Annotated in this window: 17 protein-coding genes and 1 pseudogene; 9 read left to right on the top strand and 9 right to left on the bottom strand. The window is 66.7% G+C overall.

From position 1 onward, the window contains the following. The first annotated feature begins 52 nt into the window (after window positions 1-52). Genes C5B85_RS04895 through C5B85_RS04880 form a run of 4 tightly spaced genes read left to right on the top strand, consistent with a single transcriptional unit; the run spans window position 53 to window position 2,311 of the window. The gene (locus tag C5B85_RS04895) at window positions 53-562 is read left to right on the top strand and encodes a MarR family winged helix-turn-helix transcriptional regulator (protein WP_104284926.1); all 510 of its coding nucleotides are present in this window, start codon (window positions 53-55) and stop codon (window positions 560-562) included. Continuing rightward, on the top strand, window positions 555-1,727 hold the full coding sequence (locus tag C5B85_RS04890) for an NAD(P)/FAD-dependent oxidoreductase (RefSeq protein WP_258070592.1): 1,173 nt from the start codon (window positions 555-557) through the stop codon (window positions 1,725-1,727). Before C5B85_RS04895 ends, C5B85_RS04890 begins: the two co-directional genes overlap by 8 nt. Before the next feature lie 37 nt (window positions 1,728-1,764). Continuing rightward, on the top strand, window positions 1,765-1,965 hold the full coding sequence (locus tag C5B85_RS04885) for a hypothetical protein (RefSeq protein ID WP_146077849.1): 201 nt from the start codon (window positions 1,765-1,767) through the stop codon (window positions 1,963-1,965). A gap of 43 nt (window positions 1,966-2,008) precedes the next feature. Further along, window positions 2,009-2,311 carry a cupin domain-containing protein gene (locus tag C5B85_RS04880; RefSeq protein ID WP_104284923.1) on the top strand — a complete coding sequence of 101 codons (303 nt, stop codon included), beginning with the start codon at window positions 2,009-2,011 and terminating at the stop codon, window positions 2,309-2,311. A gap of 45 nt (window positions 2,312-2,356) precedes the next feature. Here C5B85_RS04880 and C5B85_RS04875 read toward each other — a convergent pair whose 3' ends face one another. Continuing rightward, window positions 2,357-2,782 (bottom strand): SdpI family protein, encoded by a 426-nt coding sequence (locus tag C5B85_RS04875; protein WP_146077848.1) that lies wholly within the window; start codon window positions 2,780-2,782, stop codon window positions 2,357-2,359. 105 nt (window positions 2,783-2,887) lie between these two features. On the opposite strand from C5B85_RS04875, the gene C5B85_RS04870 reads away from it, so the two are divergent. Continuing rightward, complete coding sequence (locus tag C5B85_RS04870) at window positions 2,888-3,250, top strand: zinc ribbon domain-containing protein YjdM (RefSeq protein WP_104284921.1); 363 nt, start codon at window positions 2,888-2,890, stop codon at window positions 3,248-3,250. Window positions 3,251-3,344: 94 nt separating this feature from the next. Here the strand turns inward: C5B85_RS04870 and C5B85_RS04865 are convergent, their stop codons facing one another. The 6 genes from C5B85_RS04865 to C5B85_RS04840 all read right to left on the bottom strand — a co-directional run bounded on the left by C5B85_RS04865 (window position 3,345) and on the right by C5B85_RS04840 (window position 10,885). Beyond that, on the bottom strand, window positions 3,345-4,130 hold the full coding sequence (locus tag C5B85_RS04865) for an SDR family oxidoreductase (protein WP_104284920.1): 786 nt from the start codon (window positions 4,128-4,130) through the stop codon (window positions 3,345-3,347). Further along, entirely contained in the window at window positions 4,127-4,720 is a 594-nt protein-coding gene (locus C5B85_RS04860) for a TetR/AcrR family transcriptional regulator (RefSeq protein WP_104284919.1), read from the bottom strand. Before C5B85_RS04860 ends, C5B85_RS04865 begins: the two co-directional genes overlap by 4 nt. 66 nt (window positions 4,721-4,786) lie before the next feature. Continuing rightward, window positions 4,787-5,743: an ADP-ribosylglycohydrolase family protein gene (locus C5B85_RS04855; RefSeq protein WP_104284918.1), complete on the bottom strand. Its 957-nt coding sequence runs from the start codon at window positions 5,741-5,743 to the stop codon at window positions 4,787-4,789. Window positions 5,744-5,843: 100 nt separating this feature from the next. Further along, window positions 5,844-6,926: a PLP-dependent cysteine synthase family protein gene (locus C5B85_RS04850; protein ID WP_219819336.1), complete on the bottom strand. Its 1,083-nt coding sequence runs from the start codon at window positions 6,924-6,926 to the stop codon at window positions 5,844-5,846. Window positions 6,927-7,006: 80 nt separating this feature from the next. Beyond that, window positions 7,007-9,808 (bottom strand): AAA domain-containing protein, encoded by a 2,802-nt coding sequence (locus C5B85_RS04845; RefSeq protein ID WP_104284917.1) that lies wholly within the window; start codon window positions 9,806-9,808, stop codon window positions 7,007-7,009. Between the two features lie 546 nt (window positions 9,809-10,354). Continuing rightward, on the bottom strand, window positions 10,355-10,885 hold the full coding sequence (locus C5B85_RS04840) for a hypothetical protein (RefSeq protein WP_146077847.1): 531 nt from the start codon (window positions 10,883-10,885) through the stop codon (window positions 10,355-10,357). A gap of 94 nt (window positions 10,886-10,979) precedes the next feature. Between C5B85_RS04840 and C5B85_RS04835 the strand changes: the two genes are divergently transcribed. The 3 genes from C5B85_RS04835 to C5B85_RS19755 all read left to right on the top strand — a co-directional run bounded on the left by C5B85_RS04835 (window position 10,980) and on the right by C5B85_RS19755 (window position 12,455). Beyond that, window positions 10,980-11,516 carry a hypothetical protein gene (locus C5B85_RS04835; RefSeq protein ID WP_104284915.1) on the top strand — a complete coding sequence of 179 codons (537 nt, stop codon included), beginning with the start codon at window positions 10,980-10,982 and terminating at the stop codon, window positions 11,514-11,516. 71 nt (window positions 11,517-11,587) lie between these two features. Then, window positions 11,588-12,271, top strand: a complete 684-nt coding sequence (locus tag C5B85_RS19760; RefSeq protein ID WP_374953081.1) for a nucleotidyltransferase family protein — start codon at window positions 11,588-11,590, stop codon at window positions 12,269-12,271. Next, window positions 12,189-12,455 (top strand): DUF86 domain-containing protein, encoded by a 267-nt coding sequence (locus tag C5B85_RS19755; protein ID WP_374953080.1) that lies wholly within the window; start codon window positions 12,189-12,191, stop codon window positions 12,453-12,455. The genes C5B85_RS19760 and C5B85_RS19755 overlap by 83 nt, the downstream gene beginning before the upstream one ends. An 11-nt stretch (window positions 12,456-12,466) precedes the next feature. On the opposite strand, the pseudogene C5B85_RS04820 reads toward C5B85_RS19755, so the two are convergent. Further along, a pseudogene (locus C5B85_RS04820) lies at window positions 12,467-13,180 on the bottom strand (transposase); the annotation flags it as partial. A 380-nt stretch (window positions 13,181-13,560) separates the two neighbouring features. On the opposite strand from C5B85_RS04820, the gene C5B85_RS04815 reads away from it, so the two are divergent. Beyond that, window positions 13,561-13,797 (top strand): hypothetical protein, encoded by a 237-nt coding sequence (locus tag C5B85_RS04815; protein WP_146077846.1) that lies wholly within the window; start codon window positions 13,561-13,563, stop codon window positions 13,795-13,797. 214 nt (window positions 13,798-14,011) lie between these two features. On the opposite strand, the gene C5B85_RS04810 is transcribed toward C5B85_RS04815, so the two are convergent. Continuing rightward, window positions 14,012-15,289 (bottom strand): APC family permease, encoded by a 1,278-nt coding sequence (locus tag C5B85_RS04810; protein ID WP_258070590.1) that lies wholly within the window; start codon window positions 15,287-15,289, stop codon window positions 14,012-14,014. Between the last annotated feature and the right edge of the window lie 4 nt (window positions 15,290-15,293).

Here is a 15,293-nt window from a genome sequence, read left to right as displayed (position 1 = left end):
TTGATATGTCAACTACGTGGCATGATGGAGGCAGAAGCGAGCGGAGAAACCCATGAGCAAGCAGCAGCGCACCCAGATCAGCCCCCGCACCCAGATCAGCACCGAGGAGCTGCGTGTCTGGCGTGGGTTCATCGAGACCACAAGCGTGCTCAATTCCCGCTTGGCGAGCCGCATGCAGAGCGAGTCGGCGCTTTCGACGGGTGACTACGGTGTGCTGCTCGCCCTGCGCGAGGCCCCAGGTCGCTCGTTGCGCTCTTCCGAGCTCGCGTCGTCGATCGGCTGGGAGCGCAGCCGCCTCTCGCACCAGCTCGGCCGCATGGAGAAGCGCGGACTGTTGCGCCGCGACCCGTGCCCAGAAGACACGCGGGGATCGGTTGTGAGCCTCACCGACGAGGGCGCAACGGCCTTCCGGCGCGGCTCGGTGCCGCACCTCAAGGCGATCCAGGAGCTCTTCCTCGACGCCCTCTCCCCCGAGCAGCTGGCCCAGGTCGAGTCGCTGACGGATGCGCTGCGCGGGCACCTCGGGCTCGACGAGGAGGAGGGCGGTTCGGATCGTGCCTGACGAGATCTTGACTGACGAGATCACGGCTGGCGCCGTTCGCTTCGCGACGGTCGTCGTGATCGGCGCAGGTCAGGCCGGCCTCTCGGCCGGCTTCCACCTGAAGCGACGGGGGTTCGTGAGCGCGCTTGCTGCGCCGGACGCCGACCGCACCTTCGTCATGCTGGACGCGAACCCCGGGCCTGGTGGCGCGTGGCAGCACCGCTGGGAGTCGCTCACGATGGCGACCGTGAACGGCATCTTCGACCTGCCGACGTTCGCCCGCACGCCAGGCAGCGAGGATGAGTCGAGCCGGGATGCGGTGCCGCGGTACTTCGCCGAGTTCGAGGAGGCACATCCGCTGCCCATCGTCCGCCCGGTGCGGGTACTTGAAGCGGCGCGCGCCGATTCGGACCCGCGCGGTGACTTCCTGGTGCGCACAGACGGCGCCGGCATATGGCGTGCCAGCGCGATCATCAACGCGACCGGAACCTGGAACAACCCGCTGCTCCCGAGTATCCGTGGCCAGGAGTCGTTCGAGGGGCGACAGCTGCACACGCGCGACTACGTGTCAGCGGAGGAGTTCGCGGGCCAGCGGGTCGCGATCGTGGGCGGCGGCATCTCGGCCGTGCAACAGCTCGAGGAGATCTCGCGCGGGGCGCAGGCATTCTGGTACACGCGGCGCGAGCCGGTGTTCCTGGAGCACGATTTCAACCCAGAGGTCGAGGGCAGGAACACGATCGCGCGGGTGACTGCCGACGTCGAGGCGGGCGAGCCCGCGAGCAGCGTCGTCTCGTACACGGGCCTCGGCTGGTCGCCGTACGCGATAGCCGCCCGGGAGCGCGGGGCGCTCGAGCGGCGGCCGATGTTCACGGCGATCGAGCCGGAGGGCGTGCGCGAGGCCGACGGCTCGTTCACGCCGGTCGACGCGATCCTGTGGGCGACCGGGTTCCGGGCCGACCTCACGCACCTCGACGGGCTCGGGCTGCGCAACGACCGCGGCGGGATCACGATGCGGGGCACGCAGGTGGCCGACGAGCCGCGCATCCACCTCATCGGGTTCGGACCGTCGCAGTCGACCGTCGGGGCGAACAGGGCGGGGCGGGATGCGGTGCGGGCGATCGAGAAGCTCGGGTTGGGGAGGAGCGAGCGCAACGCGAGCCGACGGGCGCCGGCAGTCGGGCGGTGATGTGCCGCCGTCCAGCCTCGGTGCGTACGGTCGCGGCATGAGCACCCCACAGAACGTATCCCCCGCGTCCGACGACTCGAACGATTCCTCGACGGGCGACGAGAACCTTCGCGGCATCATCGAAGAGGTCGAGGGCGAGCACGGGCGCGAAGGCGCCGCCGCGATGGCCGATAAGCTCCGCGACCGCACCGAGGAGACGAAGCAGGAAGATGAAGACCCGGCCGAGGAGCAGAACTAGGCGGATGCGCGTGCCCCGCAGGCGGGACCGCTAGCGTCGTCGCATGAGCCGCCCCAACGCCACCCCCACCGTCCAGGTCGACGACGACCGGTTCCGCGTGACCGAGTGGCGCTTCGCGCCCGGCGCGGAGACCGGCTGGCACACGCACACGATGCCGTACGTGGTCGTGCCGCGGACGACGGGAACGCTGACGGTGGAGACCGAGTCGGCCGATCCGCTTGCGATGGAGTGCACGGCCGGCGTCAGCTACAGCCGCGAGGCCGGCGGCCACCACAACATCGTGAACGACAGTGACGAGGAGTTCACGTTCGTTGAGGTCGAGGCGAAGGCAGTGCCGGCAGCCTGAGTCGCGCGGCGTCGCGCCGTCGTTCGCGCGACTGCCGTCGTGCGTCTACCGAGCTGACCCCTTCGGGTTCTCCCCGACCGCCTTCGCCGCTCGGCTGCCGACGCGGGCGCCGTAGAGGACGAAGCCGAGCAGGGCCGCGCATCCGACCATGACAACCGCGATCATGACCGGCCCTGGCATCGGAATCAGCACCACCAGGCCACTCACCAGCGCCAGGATGCCTGCGGTCATCGTTGCGCGCTTCGACCGCACGTGCGCCGCGAGCCAGGCGACGTCGCTCGACATCGTGCTTGGCGTCCGGATGCCCGCGATGTCGTTCCGCTTCAGCTGGCCGGAGGCCGCGGCCTGGGCCATCCACATGACGAGGAGCCCAGCACCGGCCATGACGATTGACAGGACGATTCGAACTTCAAGGGGCGCATCCATCCGCACAAGAATACCGACGCCGCGCGACGCATGCTCGGTAGGCACGTCGCGCTTCGTCGGCACTCAGAACGCCGCGGCCACCCGAGCATCGACGCGTGCCCTAGCGTTGGCGGAGTTCAGTTCCGTGAGATTTCCTGGAGGTCAGCTTCGATGCCTGATCAGCTTCCCCTGTGTCCCGAGTGCGCGAGCGACCTCGCCTACGAGATGGGCGCCTTGCTCGTCTGCCCGATGTGCGGTCACGAGTGGGCGGCCGGCGTCGCCGCTGACGACGATTCCGATGCACCCCCGACGATCAAGGATGCGGTCGGGAACGTGCTGACCGACGGCGACTCCGTCACGATCGCGAAGGACCTCAAGGTCAAGGGCGCTGGCGGCGGAACCGTCAAGGTGGGCACGAAGGTCAACGGCATCCGCCTCATCACGGACGGCGTCGGAGACCACGACATCGACGCGAAGGTGCCGGGGTTCGGGCAGATGCAACTGAAGTCGAGCGTCGTGAAGAAGGTCGTCTGACGCCCGCCTGCCATCGACGACGCCGCGACGGTTGACCGACGCGCGAAGCCAGCTCCGCCGCCGGTCAGTCCCGCCCTGTTGAGGACGCTGTGACCTACACCTGTTCGGGTCGGCGGATCGCTTCCGCTCCCCCGTCGATGAAGATGACCTGACCGGTGACGTAGCCGTTGTCCTCACTTGTGAGCCAGGCGAGCAGGTTCGCGACCTGGACGGGGTCGGCGGCCGGGCCGCCGTAGGGTGCCGGGGCACCCGCATCCATCGCCGCGCGGCCTTCCTCGGTCTCGAGCGCGGCCGCGGTCATGGGGGTGAGGATGACGCCGGGGGCCACGGCGTTGAGCGCGATTCCGGCCTTCGCCCACTCTTCACTCGGGGCGTTCCTGCGCACCCAGCGCGCGATCGACTGCTTCGAGGTCGTGTAGAGCACCGAGGAGCCGGTCGCGTTGGCGGTGGCGCCGAGCGAGTCGGCGTAGGCGAGCGCGCCGGCCTCGTCGCCCGACTCGATGAGCTCGAGCAGCTGCTGGTCGACCTCTTCGAGGGCTGCAAGGGACGCGACGACGGCGGCGCGGGGCGCGTCTGACTTCGCGAGCAGCGGGCGGAGACCCTCGAGCGTGGCGACGGCGCCGAAGTGGTTCACGGCGACGGTGACGGGGGCCGGGATGACGAGGCCGGCGATCGCGAGCACGCCATCGACCACGCCGCCGCTGAGCTTTTCGGCGCGGGCGACGAGCTCCGCCCGCCCCTCGACGGTGGTGAGGTCGGCGTTGATGTCGGCGCCCTTGAGGTCGACGCCGATGACGGTGTGCCCGTCGGCGCGGAGCTTCTCGGCGGTGACCTTGCCGATGCCGGAGGCGGAGCCGGTGACTACGTAGGTGCGGGTCATGAGGGGGTTTCCTTATCGTCGTTGATGAGCCAGGCGGGGAGGAGCGCGAGCAGCTGCTGCTGCACGCGCTCGATGGGTTCTGGGGTCTCGCTGAGCAGCCAGGCGGTGATCACGGCGAGGCTGCCGCCGGCGACGTACTCGGCGGCGACCTTTGGGTCGAGCCCCTCGGGAACGGTGAGCCGCATCGTGCCGAGGGCCTGCTCGGCGAACGCCGCGCGCACGGCGCGGTGCGCTTCCGTGGTCGTGCGGCTCCCGAGCACACCCGCGTAGAGGGTGCGCCGCTTCGCGAACTCGGCGACGAGCTGCGAGGTCGTCGCCCGGGCCGTTTCGATCGGGGTCGCTGAGGCGCGGAGGCTCAGGTCCAGGGCTTCGATCTCGGTGAACACCTCGGTGAGGATGCGCACGGCGAGCGCGTCGAGGTCGCGGAACTGCGCGTAGAAGGTCGAGCGGCTCACGCCGGCTTCGGCGACGATGGCGGGCACCGTGACCTCGTCACCGCGAGCCGAGAGGCACTCGACGGCGGCGACGATCGCGGCCTGCGTGCGGGCGGGGCGCGGGTCGGGCGAGCGGGGCGTGGCGATCGTTGGCACCCGACGAGCCTAGCAAGTTTCGGACTGTTGTCCAGAAAGTCTCGCCCCGGGGTTCGACGAAGGCCGCTAGCTGGCGTCCACTCCGCCGACGGCGGCGTCGGCCAGGATCACAAGGTCGTCACCCCGGAGCTCCGGCCAGCCGTAGACGCGTTCGACGAGCCCAGCGGGAAGCGCATCGGCGCCGAAGACCGCGCCGGCAAGCGCACCGGCGATGGCCGCGACGGTATCCGTGTCGTTGCCGCCGTGCACAGCCCGCTCGAGGGCGTCCGTCGGAGTTGCCGCGCCGGCGACCGCCGCGAGGGCACCTTGGAAGGCTCGAACGACCCAGCCGTTCTGCGCGGCGAAGTCGCGCGGGTGGGACCCCGTCGCTTGCGCCTCTTCGATGAGTGCACTCCAGCGGTCTCGCCGCTCGCTGGGGAGCGCATCCACCTGACCGAGAACATCGAGTTCGCCGGTGCGGATGGCGTGGCGGATGCTCAGGCACCAGAGCACGCTGGCGTCGGCAGTGTCGTCTTCCCAGTGGGTGAGTTGCGTGACGCGGGTGGCCGCCTCGACGAGCGCTTCTTCCTGGCCGTCAGCGAGGTAGGCGAGCGCAAGTGGGCCGGTGCGCATGAGCGCGCCGTTGCCGCCGCTGCGCCCAGCGCTGCGGTGGAGTGCGAGCGCGGCGTCGCGCGCCTTGGCCTCGCTTGCTGGGCCCTCGATGGATGAGAGCACGGTGCGGGTCTGGGCGCCCACGTCTTTCGCGTCGACCGCCCAGTCCCGCCAGGCTTCCACGATTCGCGTGAGCACGGCTGGGTCGAGCAGCGACTCGCCTGCGGCGTTGGCGCGGAGGATGGGGATCGCCATGGAGGTGTCGTCGGTCCACTCGCCGATGCCGTGCCCGAAGACCCCGACGCCGAACCCGACTGGTGTCTCGTCGGAGAGCGACGGGCCGAACTCGTATTGGGAGCCGAGGGCGTCTCCGACTGCGGAGGCGAGAACGGCGCCTCGAGCGCGGTCGAGCTGGGCCGGGGTGAGGATCATGCGCTCATTGTGGCGGACTCCACCGACGTTGAAGCTGGATGCAGCGCTGACGTGCCGAGATGCGACCGCACGTGAGCGCGCCAGGCCACTCCCGGATGGGTCAGTCGGTCCACTTGCCGGTGTCGAAGAACTGGTGCATCCGCTCGAGATGGGGCTCGAGATCCCAGTCCTGCGCGGCGACCCAGGCGTCGTCGTAGTAGGTGTTCGCGTAGCGGGCTCCCCCGTCGCAGATGAGCGTGACGACGCTGCCCTGCTCCCCCGCGGCGAGCATCCGCGCGATGATCTGGAAGGCGCCGACGAGGTTGGTGCCCGTGGACCCGCCCGCCCAGTGCTGGGTTCTCTCTCGCAGCACGCGGATCGCGGCGACGGATGCGGCATCTGGCACCTGGATCATGTCGTCGATGACGGTCTCGATGAAGGAGGGTTCGACGCGTGGGCGGCCGATGCCTTCGATCTTCGAGCCGCGCCCGGTCGCGTGGGTGCGGTCGCCGGTCTTCCAGGCCTCGTAGAAGGCAGAGCCTTCCGGGTCGACGACGGCGAGCTGGGTGTCGTGCCCGCAGTACCTGGCGTAGCGGCCGAAGGTGGCGGAGGTACCGCCGGTGCCCGCGCTGACGACGATCCAGCTCGGGATGGGGAAGCGTTCGAGGGTCATCTGCGAGTAGACGCTCTTGGCGATGTTGTTGTTGCCGCGCCAGTCGGTTGCGCGTTCGGCGTTGGTGAACTGGTCAAGGTAGTGCCCGTCTACTTCAGCGGCGAGACGCTCGGCCTCGGCGTACACGTGCAGGGGCTCGTCGACGAAGTGGCAGCGCCCGCCGTAGAACTCGATGAGCTCGATCTTCTCGCGGCTTGTGGTGCGGGGCACGACGGTGACGAACGGCAGCCCGAGCATCCGCGCGAAGTACGACTCGGACACGGCGGTCGACCCGCTCGACGCCTCGACGAGCGTGGTGCGCGGCCCGACTTGCCCATTGACGATCGCATAGAGGATGAGGGAGCGCGCGAGGCGATGCTTGAGCGAGCCGGTCGGGTGCACCGACTCGTCTTTGAGGTACAGGTCGATGCCCCACTCGAGCGGAAGCGGGAAGACGTGGAGGTGCGTGTCGGCGCTCCGGTTGGCGTCGGCCTCGAGCATCCGGATCGCGTTCTGCATCCAGCGGCGGTCGGGGGAAGCGTCGTGGGGCATTACTTCAGTATGCCGGGAATGCACGGCGCGGCATGATGACGGAACTGCGTGGGGACACTGCCGACCCGCCGGCCGGGGCTTCACGCAGTTGAACGGGCGGGGGACGCGTTCTGCGCATCGAGCGCGGCACGGAGCTTCGCTATCTCGCCGCTATCGGTTGTTCGGAGCCGCACGCAGGGCACGCCCTGCTTCGCGAGGATCGCATCCTTGACCTTGTCGCGCGCAAGCTGTTCGGGGTTGTTCTCGTGGTACGCCCATCCGTCGACTTCGACGGCCAGCACAACACGATGGGTGACCCGGTTGGAGATGACGAAGTCGACGCGCGCGTTGCGGCAGACGAAGCCAAGTTCGGACTCGGTGAGAAGTGTCGGGTCCTGCACGAGATCCTCGAGGAGCACTTCGCGCACCGCACGGAGGTCGGTGTAGGCGTCTTCGGCGAAAAGGTCGGCGAGCACGGCGCCGATGATGTCTTCCGAGAGGAACTCGGACGAGCGGTTCACTCGCGCGGCCAACGGTTCCAGCACTGCGGCGTACTCGGTGTACAAGAGGTCGAAAACGGAGACGATGCCACTTTCGATGCTTGGCTCGTCTGGGTTCTGATATTCGATGTAGCCGATGAGGTCTCGGAGGTGGCGGCTTGCGGGCAGTTTGCCGTTCTCAGTGACAAGCACGAAGTTCGTCTTGGCGCGCGAGACGGCGACGTTGATGAGCTTCGGGTCGTCTACGAACTGAAGCCTCTTCTCCCCCGCCTTCGTCTGGTCGAGCACGGTGCTCATGATGATCACGTCGCGTTCGCGGCCCTGGTATTTGTGCACGGTGTCGACGTCGAGGGTGGCATCGGCTGCCTCGAACTTTCGGGCCTGCAGGCGGAAAGGCGTGGTGACTCCGATATTGTCGCGATCGTGTGCTGCGAAGTGCGTCGGTATGACGTCGCCGAGGACCACATCAACTTCGCGCTGATTGGTGCCAGCCTTACCGCCGGGCGATCGCATGTGATTGCCTGGCGGTGTGGTCCACAGACGCAGCGGATGCGCGGCGGCATCGCTTGTCTTGAACGGCAGCAGTTGGCCGTCGTAGAACTTGGCGTTGCAGTAGCCGATGATCTGCGCGTCACACCGGTAGTGCTCGCGGAGCAGCGTGCGCGGGATTGAGGCTCCGGCCGGCGCGCCGACCGAGGTGAGCAGGCTGTGCTTGACGACGTCGACGTGTGGGTTGGGTGCGGTGAGCGGCGACCGCTCGAGTGTGGGGGCGACTATGTGTGGCAGTTGTCGTTGGTCGCCGACAACAATGACGTTACGGGCGCAGGCGAGCGCGGATGCGGCTGGCAGCAGGTTGAGCTGAGAGGCTTCGTCGACGATGAGGTAGTCGACGAGGTGCCCGCCGAGGTTGTTCTTCAGCGAATGGCATGTGCTGAGTACGACGGGGGATTCGGCGAGCAGCTGTGGGATTTGCGCCTTGTAGGTGGCTCCAGAGAATCGCTTGGGTTCGCTTGCGTAGCGTTCGCGCAGCGAGGCGCGGAATTTGGCAAGTGAAGCCTGTCGGAGCTGCGATTTGAGGCCCTCGAGGTTGTCCTGTTCGAGTTGCTGTTGCAGGGCCGCACGCTCGGTGGCGTACTCGTGGAGGCGCCGCTTGTAGTAGTGGCGGTGCAGTTCGAGCACGGTCGCCGTGTCGCGCGGGTCGACGCCTCGTGTGGAGCCGTACTCGAAGTACCGGCGGATGCCGCGCGCGAGCTTCCGCAGCGCCCCGTCGCTCTCGCGGTCTCGACTAGTGGCGACGAGGTAGCTGAGGATACGGGACGCGGGGCGGCGCAGCAGTGCGAGGTGCGAGAGGTCTGGGGTGTCGGACGACGCGAGGCGCTTCAGGAAGTGGCGCTGCTCGAGCTGAAGAGCGGACTCGTCGAGCACGAGGCGCGCGAGGTCCCGTTCCGCTCGTTGCAGGCCTTCAAGCTTTGTATGCAGGTCGTGGAGGACTTGGTCGTCGGGCACCCGCTCGGCGGGTGCGGCAGCGAACGCGGCTCGGGCGCGCTCACGCGCATCCTGCCCCTCGAAGAAGGCGGGCAGTTTGGCCTTGCTGCCGAGGGTGGCGACCATGAACCCGAACCCTTCGCGTTCGAGCTTTTCACGCACGTTGTCGACTGCGGCGTTGCTGAAGGAGACAATGGCCACGCTGGCGCCGCGCGCGATGAGGTTCGCGGTGATGTTGAGGATTGTCTCGGTTTTGCCGGTTCCGGGCGGGCCTTCAATGATTGAGATCTGCGATTTCAGGGCCGTCTGCAGGGCGTCGCGCTGGCTGAGGTTCGAGCGGAACGGGGCGATGGTTGGTGCACTATTTTCCGCGAGACTGGGCGGGAGCTGCCCGTCGGCGGCGCGCAGGTACGCGGCAAGGGCGCTGTTGTGGGGCGCGCTGAGGCCTCGCTCGTAGAGCCGCTGCGTCGGGTCCGGCTTGTTCCCGTCGGGCGGGAGCATCTTGGCTGACGCGGTGAGGTACTCGAGCACGGATGCGCCGGCTATCGATTGCATCGACGGAACGACGAGCACCTGCTCAGCCGGGTACAGGTGGTGCGCCTCGCCGTCGGCTTCTCGCCAGAAGACACGACGTTGCGGCCCATATGGGGTGTCGAATTCGACGACGTCGATCACGTTGTCCCGATGCTGGCCGTTAATGTAAACGCTCGCCGTCCGAACGTCGTGTTGTGGTCCAGCCGGGCAGAGCCGGGCCCGCTCGGTGCCGTACGCGAATTCCTTCGCCGAGTTGGCGTAGCGAATGCGCGTGCGCGAGGACCCGCTGTCGACACTCGCGCTGACGATCTCACCTGTGCGATCCCTGAGTTCGGCGCCGGCTTTCGCCGACACGAATACCGCGACTCTGCGTGCATCCAGCATGTGACTCCCCCGGTCGGCTGTGACTCTTCGACCGTAGCGGGTATCGCTCCCCTGTGGATAACTGCCGTAGGGCCCGTGAGCACCTCTAGAGTGACGAGCTCATCTTCTCCCTGCATTGGAGAGTCTCTGGCGATCGACAGCAAACCCGCAGGTTTTGGTCGAACCTGGGCTGCACTCCCAGCCGTCCCGGTCCTGTTCCTCGCGCTAGCAGGCTGAAGTGGCGGGATGTCGACTGACTCGTGCAGTGCGTGGAACCACTCGGAACAGCGCGCCGTTGTGGGTGTCGTCGTTATTCCTGAATACGACACCGTCGACGCCATCCAGCGCGCATCGACGTCATCAACGCTGTTTAAGCCGCCGAGTCGTGGGCACTTTGGAAGGCGCATCTTGAGCAGGCGCACACCGATATGGTCAACAAGAAGCCGTTCGGCGAACTCGATTGGTTCCCCGCGTCGGATGAGGTCGAGCAGGCCGGCGGCGTGGTGCAAGGCCTCTACGGGGAATGCATTTAGCACCAGTCGGCCCGGCACGCGCTTCTACGCCCAGTCAACCCATTCGTAGCCGGCGTCGGCGCACGCCGTGATGCCACTTTCGAGTTCCTCGGTGAGTTCGCCTCCGGCGGGGGTCGTCCGTGTAGGCCTTCGCGACGTCCCAGTAGCCGGAGACGCCGTCTTGGGTTGACGGCGGTGCTGACGTGAAGGTCTCGACGAGCGCGCCGAGTGCGGTGCTCACGGCTGGGGTTACCTCGACGCCGTCGCCCGAGTAGAGGAGCGCCATTGCTGCTCCGTAGAACTGCTCGAAGACGTCTTCGTTCGCGTTGTAGTTTGCGTTCACCGCGGCGAAGTCGAACATGCGGTTGACGGATGCGTTCACGTTCTGGCAGGCGAGCACGTCACCTTCGACGTCTTCCGCTCCGTAGGGAATCGTCGGCCGCGGTGTTTCCGACGGTGTCGCTTCGCTTGAGGCAACCGATGGTGTTGTCGTCGCTGAGCCGCCCTCGTTGGCCGTCGGCGCGCATCCGCTCACCAGGACCGCGATCACGGCCACGCCGCCGACGATCATGCTGCCACTTGCCATGCCATCGCGCGCGCCCGCGCCTCTCCCCCGGTGTTCATAGGCTCATGATGGCAGATGCTCGACGAGGCTCGGTGACGAGCCGGTACCATCAGGTATGCACACTCATGGATCGGTCCAGTACTTCTCTCTGCCGACGAAAACACCGTTTGCTGTTCTGCTCGAAGATCACGGCCTTGACCCCGACAACGACCCGGCGGCTCTCTTCTCTTGCGACCCCGCTGAGGCGAAGCAAGCGCTAGAGGTTTGCGAGTTCCTGAACCCTGACTCCAGCCCGGGGGCTGCCCTAGCCGAGAAGCTAGACGAGATCGCTGGCTACTTATTTGAAGCTGCGAGCACCTATAAGGGCGCCAACTCTGAGATCGCACACTCCCCCTCCCCGACATACGAGCTCGAAGACGCTCTCGCGGAAGTTGAGCGATCCGGCGCTGACAGCACACTGGAGCTCAGGGGCCAGATCAAGGCCGAGTTCGCTTGCAATTACGTTGCCGGGACCGACAGCGACGGGCAACCGCGCGAGAACTCCGTTGACCTGGAAGCCAGTACGGGATTTTCGATCCTGTTAGATCTGGCCACTGGCGAGATCGAGACCACCCCGGAAGCACCGGACGACGTCAAGATCTCCGAAGTATAGGAATCGCAGTCACCGCCTCAAGCACGGATCTGCGTGGGGTGGTGTCTGCCCCTGGCACTTATGGAGTCGCGATGCTTGCCGTGGCCCTCGCTAAAACTTGGCCTGAGAGGCGGCTCGTCCAGGCGCGGGTGATGGATCCGCGGGGCCGGGCGGTCTGGCGGACGGGAGCCGAGGCAGCTACGAGAAGAAGTTGGTGCGCCAGACTGTGTCTGACATCCAGATCGGCTGACTCAAACTTCTATTTCTTGCGGAGAGGCCGCCGGTGCTCTCAGGCCATGTCGATGCCCGCGGTCACTCCTGAGACGCTCGCCCTGCGAGAGATGATCAACGAGCGTCGCGTCGAGTTCTTGGCGCTCCTCGCGAAGTACAGGGCGACGAATCCGACGTTGTTTGGCTCCGTCGCTCGCGGGACGGCGCGTGATGACAGTGACGTTGACCTCCTCGCGGAGATGGACCCGGTTGATGGCAACCTCCTCATGCGCGCATCCGGACTGATGGAAGAAACGCGCCTGCTGTTCGGCGCGATGACATCGACATCATCCCGCGCCAACTTCTCAAGCGTCCTGTCTCGGAAGCAACACTGGCTGACGCGGTCCCTCTGTGAGTTGAAGCCGACGCGAGCGAGTCGCCGACATCCTCCAGTCCATCGATCGGTGCACGAGGTACATCGGTGTGCTCGAGAATCGCGACAGCCAACAGGTCGATCTCGACATGGCGACCGAAGCCTTCGAGCGGAATCTGCAGATCCTCGGTGAGGCAGCGAAGCACCTGCCGACTGAGACCATCGACGCGCACCCGGAGATTCCATGGCCGCAGATCCGCGGCTTGCGCAACATTCTCGTCCACCAGTATTTCGGTGTTGATCTTGAGACAGTTCGCGACGTCGTCCTGAGTCACCTTCCCGCGCTTGGGATCGCATTGCGCCGGTGGGCAGGCTGACGTGAAGCCTCGGCCGCGGTCTTGAAGCCGCCCATCGCGACGACCTCGACTCGGTCGCGCCAGGCCTGCGTCTGCTCCTGCAGCCAGGCCGTGAACACTGCCTTTGATCGTCTTTCGACCATGTCAAGCAGCCTGGCTGGCCCCGTCTTCGCACGGACTGGGGTGAGGTCGACGATGACGGTCACGAACCTGTCGCCGCGCTTGGTGTGCTGCCAGACGTGCTCATCAACACCGATAACCGTCACGTCATCGAAGCGCGTGGGGTCGTCGATCAAAAGCCTTCGTCCTTCGGCGAGGATGGCGCGGTTCGCGGTGTTCCAGGACACGTCCAAGGATTCCGCGAGGCGAGCGACGGAGAGGTGCTGGACGACGAGACCGACCAGTCCCCATCGCGGCGCTGCTCGGGGGAGCTTCGCCCGCGGTGCGGCGGCCGCTGACGTGTCCTGACGCCACACGTGAGCGCACTCGGAGCAGCGGTATCGGCGGACCGAGATCACGAGCACGATCGGTCGCCACCCGAAGGGCACATGCGAGAGGCGGCGCGTGATGGAGTCCCGCGCCGACCCTTGGCTACCGCAACGATGACACCAGTCATTAGGTTCAAGGACCCGGCGCGCGAGCACCCTGCGACGTTCGGAGATGACCTGCCCGGTCACCTCCAACCCGAGCTCGTCAAGACCGCAGAACGCGGTGAGGTCAGGAAGTTGGAGGGTAGCGTTAGGCACGTCGAGATCTTTCGGACGGGGAGTGTAAGAACTTCCATCCGGTAAGGCCTCGACCTCTACCAGCGCAACGACGCGCTACCCGCTCCTTCACTCTCGATTGCGGAGAGCCGGATGGGGACGCACCACCGGGCTGGGGCGACCAGAGTCCTAGGATCCGCGGTCCACGATGCAAGTGAGTAGAAGGGTGATCGTGAAGACGGTGGTGAGTACCCAAAAGCGAATTCACGAACGCAATGCTTGTTTTATCCTGGAAACTTGCTGTGAACCACCCCGCGAGAGCGCGATACGTTGGCCCCGTGTTGGCTCCCTATGGGCGTAGCCACCTCCCCGAACGCCCACTTTCGTTTCTGCGAACCTCGTCGAAACGGAAGGAAAACATGATGACAAAGCGTCTCTCCCACGACGAAGCCCTGCGGTTCTTGCTTGGGTGCCACCTGACCCGCGCGCAAGCACTGAAGGTGCTCAAGCGGCTCACCGAACGCACCGACTCTCCGTTTAGCGAGAGCGATCTCCGCGCTGAGGCGAAGAAGGAAAAGGCCAAGACAACCCCTCGACATTGGCCCCCTGAGCCTGCACTGCCAAGCACGCGCGACGACGGGCCCGATTTCGGTTTCTAGTAGCACGCGGGCGCCAGACAAGCGGCGGCACGACAAGTACCGCCGCTTGCCTGCGCACACTCGCCTCACGCAAGAGGGTTCCGATCGCTGAACCGGTGGCGAATCCTCGTCAAGGGCCGCGAGCTCATCAGCGGAGTGCGTGGGTCTCTGTCTGCAGATCTGAGGCGCGCAGCCGAGAACCGGCAGAACGCGAGGTGACGGAGTTCGCGGCAGGTCACCGCTTGCTCGGCAGCAGCATCCCCACCGCGAAGAACCCTGCGAGCACGGCACCCCAGATGATCGCCGCGATGACGCCGCCGACGAGGAACGGGAAGTTCCAGATCGCGATGATCAACACCAACACCAGCCCGATGCCGCCGGCCAGCGACGCGACAGTGACCCACGACGAAGCCGTCCCTTCGGCCGCATCCCGCTTCAGCCGCGCACGGAAGGCGACGACGGCGAAGCTCGCGAGGGTCATCATGACGACGACGCCCACCGCGCCCGCGCCGGAGTACCAGGTGTAGATCTGCAGCACCGGGTCGAGCTGGGCGAGCGCGGAGACGACAACCACGACGGCGGTGATGATCGTCACCCACAGGGATGCGCGCGACGGTGCCGAGTGCTTCGGGTGCATGGCGGCGAGGGTGCGCGGCAGCACGTCCCGCTCCCCCAGCGTGAACAGGTAGCGGGTGACGATGTTGTGGAACGCGAGCATGCGCGCGAACATGCTCGTCACGACGAGGACCTGCACGATGTCGGCCATGATCGGCGCGACCACGTCACCGGCGAGACCAACGACGACTCCGGCCGGGTCCTCGTTCGAGAGGGCGACCGCGTTGTCGGCGCCGAGGCCCGCGATGACAAGCCAGGACGAGACGAAGTACAGCGCACCCACCGCGATGACGGCGATGTAGGTAGCGCGGGGCACGGTGCGCTCGGGGTCGCGGGCCTCGTTGCGGAACACTGCCGTTGCCTCGAAGCCGAAGAAGCCGAGGAACGCGAACAGCAGCCCGAGGCCGGGTGTGCCGGAGACGGCCTCGCTGACACTGAACGGCAGCGTCGTGAGCTCGCGCCCGGACGCGAGCACCCCCACGTCGATGACGATAACCGCGACGACCTCGAGCACCAGCACGACGCCGAGCACCTTCGCGGAGAGGTCGATGTTGCGGTAGCCGAGGAACCCGACGATCGCGATCATGAGGGCGGAGATGAGCCACCAGGGCACCTGCATCCCGGTCCACAGCTCGAAGAGGTTGCCGGCCTGCACGCCCAAGTAGCTGGTCATCGACACGGTGAGCAGCACGTAGGAGAGCAGGGCGATGGATGCGGTGCCCAGCCCCAGGCGTCGCCCGAGACCGCGGTCGACGTAGGAGTAGAAGGCGCCGGCGTCGGGCACGTGCGGGGTCATCCACGCGTAGCCGACGGAGAACAGCAGCAGGATCGCGGTGGCGGCCGCGATAGCCGTAAACCCGGTTCTGTGCACGCCGAGCATGCGGGTGAGTACTTGCAAGCGT

The organism is Pseudoclavibacter sp. AY1F1 (genome assembly GCF_002931075.1).
GTDB lineage: Bacteria > Actinomycetota > Actinomycetes > Actinomycetales > Microbacteriaceae > Pseudoclavibacter.
This window is presented reverse-complemented; position numbering and strand designations above follow the sequence as displayed.